This is a genomic window from Pedobacter endophyticus (assembly GCF_015679185.1).
GTDB lineage: Bacteria > Bacteroidota > Bacteroidia > Sphingobacteriales > Sphingobacteriaceae > Pedobacter > Pedobacter endophyticus.
In genome coordinates, this window is sequence record NZ_CP064939.1 from 5316836 (window position 1) to 5329956 (window position 13121).

Here is a 13121-nt window from a genome sequence, read left to right on the forward strand (position 1 = left end):
ATATTTGTTCAATCGCTGTTACTATTCAAAATCGCAGAAAGGATTGACATTAACGACAAAATTTATGAAAAAGTTATTTTTATCGGCAAGTGTTGCCGGAATTTTACTATTCAACTCATGTTCTACTGTTCCCTTAACAGGCAGAAGCAGGTTAAGCTTAGTGGATGAGAGTTCTTTGCAACAACAAGCTGCAATCGGATATCAACAATTGTTGAGTGACCCGCAAACGAAAGTAATTTCAGCGGGCAATAGCAACGCTGCCATGGTAAAACGCGTTGGGCAAAAAATCGCCGCCGCAGTAACTCAATACATGAACCAGAACGGTTACGGTGAGCAGATAAAAAATTATAAATGGGAATATAATTTGATCGATAGTAAGGAAATCAATGCATGGTGTATGCCGGGCGGTAAGATTGCAGTTTACACGGGGATTTTACCGGTAACGAAAGATGAAGCTGGCTTGGCCACTGTAATGGGACACGAGGTTGCGCACGCTATTGCCCAGCATTCTGCCGAAAGAGCTTCTCAAATGCAAGCTGCACAGGTTGGAGGAGCATTAGTAGGAGCAGCGTCATCTAATTCAAAATACGCTGATTATATCAACCAGGCTTACGGTATAGGCGGACAGTTGACTATTTTAAAATATGGCAGAAATCAAGAGTTGGAAGCTGATAAAATGGGTTTGTCTTTCATGGCAATGGCCGGTTATAACCCCAGTAATGCTGTCGCTTTTTGGCAAAGAATGGCGCAAGCCAGTGCAGGTTCACAAAAACCACCAGCTTTTTTAAGTACCCACCCGACTGATCAATCGCGTATTGCGCAAATACAAAGAGATTTACCAGAGGCGATGAAATATTATAAGAAATAAAATAGAAAGGTTTAAGGTAGCTAAAAGACTAAAGCTGAAAGACTAAAGATAAAAGACCAAGCAAAGTCTAGGTGCCTAAGAAACGTGAAAAATACAATGATTTAAGGTGAAAGGTTTTTGCGTGATGCAGAAACTTTTCACCTTTTGTATTTTTGAAAGACAGATTTTTGATGAATAGGCGTTGCACCTGGTTGAATGCAGTTCACAAAAACAATGGCGTTAGGGAGCTGTTCACCCTAATGAACCAATGAACCAATGAACCAATGAACCAATGAACCAATGAACCAATGAACTAATTTCCCAATACCTTCAATATTGCGCTTGCCTTTAGTAAGCATTCTTCGTACTCTTTCTCTGCATCGCATTGAAATGTAATTGCACCACCGACCTGAAAGGATAAGTATTTACTGCTGGCGTTATAAAGGATACTTCGTATTACGACATTAAAATCAAAATTGCCTTCGGGCGTAATGCAACCGAAGGAGCCGGAATAAGCTCCTCTTTTGGTTTCCTCGTAGGTTTCGATTAATTTCATCGCTTTAACTTTCGGTGCACCCGTCATGGAACCCATCGGAAAAGCATTTTTAATTGCGTCGATAAAATGGACTTGCGCATCTAGTTCGCAGCTGATGGTTGAAATCATTTGGTGTACCTGGGGGAAGCTGTAAATGCCAAACAGTTCATCTACCTTCACAGAGCCTTTAACGGCTGACTTGGTGAGGTCGTGACGGACGAGATCGACGATCATCACATTTTCTGATTGCTCCTTGATATCATTTTTAAGCTGAATTTTGATCTGCTCATCTTCTGCCAGATCGTTACTTCGCCGTGCCGTTCCCTTAATGGGTTGAGACGTTAAAGTTGAACCACGTTTACACAAAAATCGCTCGGGTGTTGCAGATAAAATGTACTGCTCATAAATCTTGAAATAGCCAGCGAAGGGGGTGGGAGATACCTTATTCAGCAGTTCGAAAGTTGGCAAAGGGTTAATTGTCGCATTTTCTGCAAAAAACTCCTGACAAAAGTTTACCTCATAAATGTCGCCACGAGCAATATGGTCTTTTAAGGCGTCGACTTTTTCCAGGTAATTTTGCTTGGAAAGCCGTTGTTTTATTTTTATCGATTCGTTTGCGTCATTTTCGGTAATAATGAAGTTGCTGATTTCTTCCAAAATGGCGTTGTCACCCATGAGCATTTGTAACTGCCCATCCTTTGAAGCGATTAAATACCTGGGAACAAAAAAGAAGAGGTCAGGGAAATTTAGATAATCGGCGTTGTTCGACTGAAGATCTTCGGTCTGATTCTTTAAATCGTAGCTAAAGAAACCGAATAGCCAGTTTTTATGGAGTTCGTAAAATGTTTTTAAGTGTTCGAATGCGTTTCCGTTAGCGCATTTTAGTTCTGCCTGAACATCTACAGCAAGGATAAAATCGTAAGCCGAATAGGCATCTTTATAATGATTGGAATCTAAAAAGCAGCACACATCATACTGGTTTGCCCAACGCAATGCGCTTTGTTTAAAATCGGATGTGTTTTGTAGGGTTTCCAAGATGCGCCAAAGGTAAGTAAACGCAATAGAAGTGGAAAGATGCGATGTAGAGAATTTTGAGGATATTGGGATTCTGGTCAGAGACCCACTTTAAAAGACCTCTCCGCTGCGGTCGAGATGACGGCTGCGGATGAGATGACGACCTGATGTATAAAAAAAGCAAACCAATTTTGGATTGCTTTTGGCTCCGTCAGTTGAAACTGAAGGTAATGGTTTGATAGCGATTTGATGATAGGCATTTGCAATTCATTGCCGTTGACTTCAGTCAACGGTTAAAGAAGGTAAAGAGCGAGTTAAAAAGATCTCTCCGCTGCGGTCGAGATGACGGTTGCGATTGAGAATAATTCCTAAAAAAAACATCCTAATTATGGATTGCTTTTGGCTCCGTCAGTTGAAACTGACGGTAATGGTTTGATAGCGATTTGATGATAGGCATTTGCAATTCATTGCCGTTGACTTCAGTCAACGGTTGAAGAAGGTAAAGAACCAGTTTAAAAGATCTCTCCGCTGCGGTCGAGATGACTTAGCTAGCAGCCGATGACGACATTGTAAAAGAAAAGTCAGTGTTGTTTAGGGTTCATCTTGGTATGCCTAACCCTTAATATTCGAATTATTTCGTTTTCATTACGATAAGATACTCTAAAATGATGTTTTTCAAAAGCACGATAGGTTCCATCGTTATCTTTTTTATACTGGTCGATTTTATGCTTTTCGGGGTATTTTGCAATATTCTCAACAGCAATAACTAAATCATTAATCACCTTGATTGCAGCCTTATCAGATTCTTTGCTGATATAATCGTGAATTTCTTTCAGATGGTTTTGCGCTGGCTTAGTCCAAACAATTTCTAAAGTGTTCTTCACCAACTTTTGATTTCTTTCAATAGCTCATTTTGCGTGATGAAATTGCCGTTTTTAAATTCAGTTTCTGCAGCTAAAAGTTCATTATTATATTGGTCTAAAGTAATATTGCCATTTTCGCCTTTACTTTTTATAAACGCTTTCAACATGTTGACCACAGACATTTTTTCGGCATCATCTAGCTGAGTAAAATAATTAAGCATTTCATTTTCTAAGATAATTGCCATAATGATGTGTTATACTCAAATTTACATAAATAGAATGTTATAAGCAAATTGCTGTTTTTCCTTTCCAAAATAAAAAAGCAACCCTATTGTGGATTGCTTTTGGCTTCATCAGTTGAAACTGACGGTAATGATTTGATAATAGATATTTTGCAATTCATTGCCGTCAACGGTTGAAGAAGGTAAAGAGCGAGTTAAAAAGATCTCTCCGCTGCGGTCGAGATGACGGCTGCGGTCGAGATGACGATTAATTCATGAAAAAAAGCAACCCAATTTTGGATTGCTTTTGGCTCCGTCAGTTGAAACTGACGGCAATGATTTGATGATAGATATTTTGCACTTCATTGCCGTTGACTTCAGTCAACGGTTGAAGAAGGTAAAGAACCAGTTTAAAAGATCTCTCCGCTGCGGTCGAGATGACGACTGCGGATGAGATGACGACTTGATGTATAAAAAAAGCAACCCAATTATGGATTGTTTTTGGCTCCGTCAGTTGAAACTGACGGTAATGGTTTGATAGCGATTTGATGATAGATACTTTGCACTTCACTGCCGTTGACTTCAGTCAACGGTTGAAGAAGGTAAAGAGCGAGTTAAAAAGATCTCTCCGCTGCGGCCGAGATGAGGGCTGCGGATGAGATGACGACTTGATGTATAAAAAAAAGCAACCCAATTTTGGATTGCTTTTTAAAGGCTTTTTGATGATAGATATTTTGCACTCCATTGCCGTTGACTTCAGTCAACGGTTTGCGGCGAGAAGGCGTTTTATCTCAATGCTAAAGTCTGTGCTCTATCAGGCCCTACTGAAAGGAACTTAATGGGTACTTCTAATTCTTTTTCTAAAAATGCAATGTAATCAGTCAGTTTTGCTGGTATTTGTTCAACAGAAGTGATTTTGGTTACATCGGTTGCCCAACCATCAATTGCTTTCAATACCGGTTTTGGTTCGATTGAAATGATGTCGTAAGGCATATAATCGATTGTTTCACCATTGTATTCGTAGTGTGTACAAGCGTAAATTGTGTCGAAAGTATCTAAAACATCGGCTTTCATCATAATTAATTCTGTCACCCCGTTTAACATGATGGCATATTTCAGTGCAGGAAGATCAATCCATCCGCAACGGCGTGCACGGCCTGTTGTTGCGCCAAATTCGTGACCTAAAGCACGTAGGTTTTCGCCAACCTCGTCGTCTAATTCGGTAGGGAACGGACCGCCACCGACACGAGTACAATAGGCTTTAAAAATGCCGTAAACTGCGCCAACTTTGTTAGGTGCGATGCCTAAACCGGTACAAGCGCCTGCAGTTGTAGTATTGCTTGAAGTTACGAATGGGTATGAACCAAAATCTACATCTAGTAATGTACCCTGGGCACCTTCGGCTAAAACAGCCTTACCATCTTTTAAGTAACCGTTAACGAAGTGTTCGCTATCTACATGTGGAATTGCTTTTAAAAATTCGATTGCCTCAAAAAATGCAGCTTCTTTTTCGGTAAGATCATATTCAAAACCTTCGTAATGAGAAAGGATTTCGGTATGTTTTTCTACCAGTTTGGTGTAGCGTTCTTTGAAATCGGGTAAGGTAGTATCGCCAACGCGTAAGCCGTTACGACCGGTTTTGTCCATATATGTTGGGCCGATTCCCTTAAGGGTTGAACCGATCTTGTTTTTACCCATGCGTGCTTCGTTGGCCGCATCTAATAACTGGTGGGTTGGTAAAATCAGGTGTGCTTTACGGGCGATAACTAATTTACCCTCGGCAACCGGATCGTGACCAGCTTTTTTCAAATTATCTAACTCTCTTTTTAAAATGATGGGATCGATAACTACACCGTTACCAATTAAGTTCATGGTTTTTTCGTTGAAGATTCCGGATGGGATGGTGTTTAAAACGAATTTTTTGCCATCGAACTCTAGCGTATGTCCGGCATTTGGGCCGCCTTGAAAACGGGCAATCAGGTCGTATTTTGGACTTAGTACATCAACGATTTTTCCCTTTCCTTCATCGCCCCATTGCAGGCCGAGAAGTACATCTACTTGCGTCATTATTAAAAATTTAAGCTGGTTTTATTTTGTAAATTGATTTAGTTTGCTTCAACCTTGGCCGCTTCGGTGCTTTCGCTTACTTTTCGGGCCATGCTGCAATCTGAGCAGAAACCATAGAGGTTTAAAGAATGGTGCTTTACATCAAACTTTAATAGATCGCCAACCATGGTTTGGATTTGGTGAATACGGGGATCACAGAATTCTACAACCTTACCACACTCAATACAGATTACGTGGTCGTGCTGGCGGTACCCATAAGATTTCTCGAATTGCGCCATGTTTTTGCCAAACTGGTGTTTGGTAACCAGATCGCATGAAACCAATAGCTCTAACGTGTTATACACCGTAGCACGACTTACGCGGTACTTTTGGTTCTTCATGTGAATATATAGGGTTTCAACGTCAAAGTGGTCGTTTCTGGAATATATTTCCTCCAATATGGCGAAACGCTCAGGTGTTTTGCGTAGATTCTTGTTTTCTAAATAAGCCTCAAAAATCTTGCGAACGAGCTCATTTGTATTTTGTTCAGACATAGTTTTTAAACTCCATTCAAAGGTATATAAATTGTTTGATTGTTGTAGTGTTTGATTGTTGAATTGTTGTAATATGTCGGGAAGTCCGAAGTGCTTAGTCCATAGTCTTTAGTCGACAGTCTTTAGTCTGTAGTCTAAAGTCGTGTCGTATGCACCCAGACCTCCGACTTTCGGACTTCGGACTTTCGGACTTCGGACTTCTGACTTCGGACTAACGACTCCGGACTCACGACTCCCGACTCAAGACTATGCATCAAACCTTGTTACGCCTGTAACTCCTCTTACCTGCAACAAATTTTTAATCAGGTTTTCCAGATGCTCTGTATCGTTAACGAAAATCATGATCGATCCCTCAAAAATGCCTTCATTGGTATCAACGGTAATCGATCGCATATTTACCTTAAAATCGGTAGAAATTACCCGGGTAATATTGTTTATCAAACCAACATCATCTATCCCTACAATGCGCAAACCGGTTAAAAAAGTCAGTTCCTGTTGCTTGTTCCATTTTGCCTTTACAATCCGATAGCCATAATTTGCCATTAATTGGGCAGCATTCGGACAATTAGTCCGGTGGATTTTGATGCCATCGCTAACTGTTATGAAACCGAAAACGTCATCGCCCGGAATTGGGTTACAACAAGCTGCAAGCGTGTAATCGATGCGCTGCATATCTTCGCCAATTAACAGAATGTCCGAATCGCCACCTTTAATTTTGCTTTTAACTCCTTCGACGCTAAGGTTTTCAGGACGCTCGGGCCCGCGGCTTTCTACCTCTTTTTCGGTATTCAGGTATTCCTTAATATCCTTGAGTTCTATTTTACCCAAAGCCACGTTTACAAAAAGCTCTTGCGTAGATGGCAGCTTGAAGAAGTAACTCAGCTTCTGAATGTTATCGGTATTGTAGGTAATTTTGAGCGACTTCATTTTACGTTCCAAAATCTCCTTGCCATTGTCGGCAATTTTACGTTTTTCTTCTTTGAGCGAGGACTTTATCTTCGATTTTGCCTTCGCGGTAACCACGATATTCAGCCAATCCTCTTTTGGTGTTTGCTTGTTCGAGGTGATGATTTCTACCTGATCTCCATTTTGGAGTTTGTAGGAAATAGGAACCAGTTTATGGTTTACCTTGGCCCCAATACACGTTGCGCCGACTCCGGTATGGATCTCGAATGCAAAATCCAAAGCGGTTGCACCCAATGGGAGTTGGATTAAGGCTCCTTTTGGCGTAAAAATGAAAATCTCATCAGAGAAAAGATTCATTTTGAAATCATCAAGGAAGTCCAATGCATTCGCTTCCGGGTTGCTTAACATTTCGCGAACCTTTTGAATCCATTGATCCAGGCCATTATCATTGCTCGATTCTTTGTATTTCCAGTGTGCTGCAAATCCCTTTTCGGCAATCTCGTTCATTCTTTGTGTGCGGATTTGAACCTCAACCCACTGTCCGCGGGGTCCCATTACAGTAGTGTGCAAACTTTCGTAGCCATTACCCTTCGGCGATGACACCCAGTCGCGGAGGCGATCCGGATTGGGGCGGTACAAATCCGTTACAATTGAATACGCTTTCCAACAATCCGCTTTTTCGTTTTCTATGGCCGAATCAAGGATGATGCGAATGGCAAAAAGATCATAAACCTCTTCGAAGGGAATGTTCTTCTTTTTCATCTTATTCCATATCGAATGGATAGATTTGGGCCTTCCGTACACATCAGCTACTAAACCCTGCTCGTGAACGATTTCATCAATTGGTTCAACAAATTTCTTGATAAACAGCGCACGCTCAGCCTTTTTTTCGTTTAACTTTTTGGCGATGAATTTATAGGTGTCAGGATCGAGATACTTCATTGAAAGATCTTCCAACTCTGATTTTATGGCATATAACCCTAACCTGTGGGCCAGTGGGGCGTAGAGGTAAATGGTTTCTGAGGCAATTTTAAGCTGTTTATGGCGAGGCATAAAATCCATCGTACGCATGTTATGCAAACGATCGGCAAGCTTGATTAAAATAACGCGAACATCATCGGCAAGCGTAAGTAACATCTTCCGAAAATTTTCGGCCTGTAGCGAGCTATTGGTATCAAAAACGCCCGAGATTTTGGTTAGTCCATCGATAATTTTCGCGGTTTTTTTGCCAAATTCTCGCTCAATATCTTCGAGCGTAATGTCCGTATCCTCTACAACATCGTGCAACAAGGCACACACAATGGAGGTTGTGCCCAGGCCAATTTCTTCGGCAGCAATCTGCGCCACGGCAATAGGATGGTAAATATAAGGCTCGCCAGATTTACGGCGCATATCTTTGTGGCTCTCCAGCGCCATATCGAAAGCTTTCCTGATTTCTTTTTTATCGCCCCGTTGTAAAGTTGATTTGCTCGCCCGTAATAATGCCCTATATCGTTTAAGAATTTCTTGCTTTTCCGCCTCTAAATCAATCACTAACTCTGTTTTCATTTGTTTTTTTTGCGTAAAATTTGCGTCTTATTTAGTAATAAAACTTATATTAGTTTGGTTGAACAACTAATATATGAAATAACACCTAACTTTGTAAAAGTATAAATTTATGAAATTTAAAGGGCTAATCATTCTGTTTATTGTCATGATTTTTAGCGTAAAGCTAAAAGCGCAAGATTCTATTGCTCCGGTTTTTCCGAAATTGGGCAAGGCAGACACCATCAGAGTGGCCTCTACAAATGATCATGGTGTAATGATTCCCTGGATGCAACTGCAGGATGTGAGCATTTACGCGGCGAGGATCTGGAAATCGCCTGCCGAACAGGCCGCTTTTAACCGGTTGCGCTATAACGTATTAAAGGTGATGCCCTATGCCTTGTATGCCAAGCGCCGGTACGAACAATTAGAACAGGATATTGCCCATACACCCGAAAAAAAGGAGCAAAAAAAATTGGTTAAACAGTGCGATAAGGAAATAAAAGACATGTTTAACCGGGAGATAAAGGAACTGACCATTACGCAAGGGCAAATTTTAACCAAGCTGATCGACCGCGAAGTAGGCAGAACTACCTACGATATTGTTAAACAAACAAAGGGCGGCTTTGCAGCATTTTCATATCAGATTATTGCACGTGTGGTTGGCCACAATTTAAAAAGTACTTACGATCCAAATGAGGACAGGGATATCGAATCCATCATCCGTACCTCGGGTTTTTATCAATAATTATAATGCAGGAGAGCATTCCGAATATTTATTCTTTCAAGGTTAAAAAGATCAATGGCGAAGACCAGCCTTTGTCTGCTTACCGCAACAAGGTGCTTTTAATCGTAAATACGGCTTCCGAGTGCGGTTTTACGCCACAGTTAAAGGAGCTGCAATTGTTGAGAGACGAAATTGACAATCCCGATTTCGAAATTTTGGGTTTTCCATCTAACGATTTTGGTAAGCAGGAGCCGCTTAACGGGGCGGAAATCGCTTCATTTTGCGAGGTCAATCACGGTGCAACATTTCCTGTATTTGATAAAATTATGGTTCGTGGCGAACATGCTCATCCGCTGTATCAGTTTTTAGGCGATAAGAAGCAGAATGCCAGTCTAAGCTCTAAACCGCGATGGAACTTTCATAAATACCTCATTAACAAAAAGGGCGAACTTGTAGATTATTATCTGCCGTTTACCAAGCCCCTGAGCTCAAAGATTAAAAAGAAAATTCAGCGCCTACTGACTGAAGACCACCAACAATAAATTAATGAAATTAGACATTTTAGTTATCGCCGTTCATCCCGATGATGCAGAGCTTTGCTGTTCGGGAACGATTTTGAAGCACATAGCCCTTGGTAAAAAGGTAGGAATAATAGATTTAACCCGCGGTGAACTGGGAACCCGGGGAACCGCCGAAACGCGGGATGAAGAGGCTGCTGATTCGGCCAAAATTTTAGGTTTGCACGCCCGTGAAAACTTAAGGCTGCGTGATGGATTTTTTCAAAATGATGAATTTCACCGTTTGGAAGTCATAAAGGCCATCAGAAAATACCAACCAGAAATTATTTTAAGCAATGCGTTGGAAGATCGCCACCCAGATCACGGTAGAGCAGGCGATTTGGTGTACGATGCTGTTTTTCTATCCGGATTGCCCAAGATTGAAACTGAGGTTGACGGAGCTAAACAAACTGCCCACCGCCCTCGGTTATTGCTTCAATTTATTCAGGACCGTTATCTTAAGCCTGATATCATTGTCGATATTTCTGATCATATGGACAAAAAGATTGAGTCGATTAAGGCATTTAAAACGCAGTTTTACAATCCAGATGTTGCGGGACAACAAACTTATATTTCGTCGCCAGAGTTTTTTGAAACCGTTATTGGCCGTTCGAGGGAGTTCGGTAAGAGTATTGGCGCCACTTTTGGCGAGGGCTTTACCTCAAGAAAGTTATTGGGCGTTGATAATTTGTTCGATCTGCGGTAAGGTTTTAGGCGAAGAACGTTAATACGCCGTCATATCGAAAAGCGATCCTTTAGTACTTAGCAAACAGATTTCTCCGCTACGGTCGAAATGACGGGAAAATGAAGGGCAGCAGTACTTAGCAAATAGATTTCTCCGCCACGGTCGAAATGACGGGAAAATGAAGGGCGGCAGTACTTAGCAAACAGATTTCTCCGCTACGGTCGAAATGACGGGAAAATGAAGGGCAGCAGTACTTAGCAAACAGATTTCTCCGCTACGGTCGAAATGACGGGAAAATGAAGGGCAGCAGTACTTAGCAAACAGATTTCTCCGCTACGGTCGAAATGACGGGAAAATGAAGGGTAGCAGTACTTCGCAAACAGATTTCTCGGCTGCGCTCGAAATGACGGGAAAATGAAGGGCAGCAGTACTTAGCAAACAGATTTCTCGGCTGCGCTCGAAATGACGGGAAAATGAAGGGCAGCAGTACCTAGCAAACAGATTTCTCGGCTGCGCTCGAAATGACGGGAAATGAAGGGCAGCAGTACTTAGCAAACAGATTTCTCCGCTACGGTCGAAATGACGTGAAAATGAAGGGTAGCAGTACTTAGCAAACAGATTTTCTCGGCTGCGCTCGAAATGATGGATTATAAATACACCGTCATATTGAAAAGCGATCCTTCATCGGTTGAGATATTTGTTGCCAATTAGTACCAAGAAGGGGCAATAGTATCGAAATGACGAAAGGTTCAAAGTGACCACAACAACCCCTCGCCAACAAAATCAGCACTCGTTTGTTATTCTCAAAACGAATAATAATGGCGAATATACTTTCTTCACTCAAAAATGCGTACAAGCTATTTAAACATGTAGATTTTGATAAGCTAGACGCGTTATCAAAAAAAGTCGATTTACCCAAAATGGTCGAAACTATATCAAACCTGGATGAGAAACAGATTCAAGGAATGATGAAAATGATGGGCAGATCTGGTAAAAAAAGAGAACTTCCGCCAATCGAGGGCGACTTTTATCATTTGGGTGATGAGGCGCTGAATGAGGAAGATCGGGCTTTGCAGTTAAAAGTTAGGGCATTTTTAGAGAAAGAAGTGAAACCCATTGTAAACCATTATTGGAACAAGGCTGAGTTTCCGTATGAGATTATTCCAAAGCTAGCCGAGCTCAATATCTGTGGCTTAACCTACAAAGGCTACGGCTGTCCCGGCAAATCGAACTTAATGGAAGGCATTTTGGCCATGGAAATGGCCCGAATCGACACCTCTATTTCCACGTTTTTCGGTGTTCAAAGCGGCCTGGCAATGGGTTCCATTTATTTATGTGGCTCAGAAAAGCAGAAACAACAATGGTTGCCGCTAATGCAACAGTTTAAAATAATTGGCGCATTTGGCTTAACAGAACCCGAAGTTGGGTCGGCCGCTGCCGGAGGCTTAACCATGACGTGTAAAAAAGTTGGTGAAAAATGGATGCTGAACGGGCAGAAAAAATGGATTGGAAATGCCACTTTCGCCGACATCATCATCATCTGGGCTCGCGATGAGGACAGCAGCGAGGTAAAGGGCTTCATTGTTAAAAAAGACAACCCTGGTTTTTCAGTCGAAAAAATGCAGGATAAGATGGCTTTGCGAATCGTTCAAAATGGAATAATTACGTTAACAAATTGCAAAATAGAAGACGCTGACCGCTTGCAAAACGCCAACTCGTTTAAAGATACTGCCAAGGTTTTGCAGATGACCAGGGCAGGAGTGGCCTGGCAAGCTGTTGGTTGCGCTCGTGGCGCCTACGAAAATGCGCTTGCTTACACCCAAACCCGTAAACAATTTGGTAAACCAATTGCGTCGTACCAACTGATTCAAAACCATTTGGTAGAAATGTTATCGAATTTAACGGCTATGCAAACCTTGTGCTTCAGACTGTCGCAGCTGCAAGATCAGGGTTTATTGAAAGATGAACACGCATCGCTGGCAAAGGTATTTTGCTCGTTGCGTACCCGCGATGTGGTAAGTAAAGCCCGTGAAGTGATGGGCGGAAACGGCATACTGCTCGAATATAACGTAGCCCGGTTCGTTGCCGATGCCGAGGCCATTTACTCTTACGAGGGCACAAAAGAAATCAATACCTTAATCGTTGGCCGGGCTATTACCGGTTTCTCGGCGTTTGTTTAGGTTCATTGGTGATTAAGTCATCCGATGAATATAGGCAGCTTGCAGGTATTCATCGGATGACTTAGCTTAGTTATGCGTTTTGATTTGTTTGGGTTGGTTAATTGGTGTTATTGGTTCACTGGTGATTAAGTCATCCGATGAATATAGGCAGCTTGCAGGTATTCATCGGATGACTTGGCCTAGTTGAACCGTAATGCGTTTAGAAAGGAGCCGTGCTGCAGGCAATAATTTGGAAATGAACATCAGTTTTACATCGGTTCTTTAGTCCCGCCATGCGCTGTAGCCCTCACCGAAAAGGTTTCGGGGCTGCCGCTGCTGTCGGGTTTATTAACGATGCTTCTGTGCAGCGGCTGTTGTATCTAAACCCGATTGGAACCTTTCGTGTGGACGCATCTCCGTTTTCTTGCCGTCATTCCCGCGCAGGCGGTCCCGTACGTACGGGATTAATGCTCGGCACCCAAT

The 13121-nt window shown here is 42.0% G+C and carries 11 protein-coding genes; 5 read left to right on the forward strand and 6 right to left on the reverse strand.

The features are described 5' to 3' along the window. The first annotated feature begins 64 nt into the window (after positions 1 to 64). Positions 65 to 868: a M48 family metallopeptidase gene (locus tag IZT61_RS21695; protein WP_196099084.1), complete on the forward strand. Its 804-nt coding sequence runs from the start codon at positions 65 to 67 to the stop codon at positions 866 to 868. Between the two features lie 292 nt (positions 869 to 1160). Here the strand turns inward: IZT61_RS21695 and IZT61_RS21700 are convergent, their stop codons facing one another. The 6 genes from IZT61_RS21700 to IZT61_RS21725 form a co-directional block, all read right to left on the reverse strand. Then, the gene (locus IZT61_RS21700; RefSeq protein WP_196099085.1) at positions 1161 to 2417 is read right to left on the reverse strand and encodes an anthranilate synthase component I family protein; all 1257 of its coding nucleotides are present in this window, start codon (positions 2415 to 2417) and stop codon (positions 1161 to 1163) included. A gap of 560 nt (positions 2418 to 2977) precedes the next feature. After that, on the reverse strand, positions 2978 to 3280 hold the full coding sequence (locus IZT61_RS21705; protein WP_196099086.1) for a type II toxin-antitoxin system RelE/ParE family toxin: 303 nt from the start codon (positions 3278 to 3280) through the stop codon (positions 2978 to 2980). Next, a complete protein-coding gene (locus tag IZT61_RS21710) occupies positions 3277 to 3504 on the reverse strand; it encodes a hypothetical protein (protein ID WP_196099087.1) in 228 nt (75 codons plus the stop codon). Before IZT61_RS21710 ends, IZT61_RS21705 begins: the two co-directional genes overlap by 4 nt. A 762-nt stretch (positions 3505 to 4266) precedes the next feature. Continuing rightward, on the reverse strand, positions 4267 to 5547 hold the full coding sequence (locus IZT61_RS21715; RefSeq protein WP_196099088.1) for an adenylosuccinate synthase: 1281 nt from the start codon (positions 5545 to 5547) through the stop codon (positions 4267 to 4269). Positions 5548 to 5585: 38 nt separating this feature from the next. Next, on the reverse strand, positions 5586 to 6080 hold the full coding sequence (locus tag IZT61_RS21720; RefSeq protein WP_196099089.1) for a Fur family transcriptional regulator: 495 nt from the start codon (positions 6078 to 6080) through the stop codon (positions 5586 to 5588). A gap of 246 nt (positions 6081 to 6326) precedes the next feature. Then, positions 6327 to 8534, reverse strand: a complete 2208-nt coding sequence (locus IZT61_RS21725) for a RelA/SpoT family protein (protein WP_196099090.1) — start codon at positions 8532 to 8534, stop codon at positions 6327 to 6329. 109 nt (positions 8535 to 8643) lie between these two features. Here IZT61_RS21725 and IZT61_RS21730 point away from each other — a divergent pair, with 109 nt between their 5' ends. The 4 genes from IZT61_RS21730 (at position 8644) to IZT61_RS21745 (ending at position 12659) form a co-directional block, all read left to right on the forward strand. Beyond that, the gene (locus IZT61_RS21730) at positions 8644 to 9258 is read left to right on the forward strand and encodes a DUF4294 domain-containing protein (protein WP_196099091.1); all 615 of its coding nucleotides are present in this window, start codon (positions 8644 to 8646) and stop codon (positions 9256 to 9258) included. A 5-nt stretch (positions 9259 to 9263) separates the two neighbouring features. After that, a complete protein-coding gene (locus IZT61_RS21735) occupies positions 9264 to 9779 on the forward strand; it encodes a glutathione peroxidase (RefSeq protein ID WP_196099092.1) in 516 nt (171 codons plus the stop codon). A gap of 4 nt (positions 9780 to 9783) precedes the next feature. Continuing rightward, entirely contained in the window at positions 9784 to 10500 is a 717-nt protein-coding gene (gene bshB1, locus IZT61_RS21740) for a bacillithiol biosynthesis deacetylase BshB1 (protein WP_196099093.1), read from the forward strand. Between the two features lie 797 nt (positions 10501 to 11297). After that, complete coding sequence (locus tag IZT61_RS21745) at positions 11298 to 12659, forward strand: acyl-CoA dehydrogenase family protein (RefSeq protein WP_196099094.1); 1362 nt, start codon at positions 11298 to 11300, stop codon at positions 12657 to 12659. The last annotated feature ends 462 nt before the right edge of the window (positions 12660 to 13121 follow it).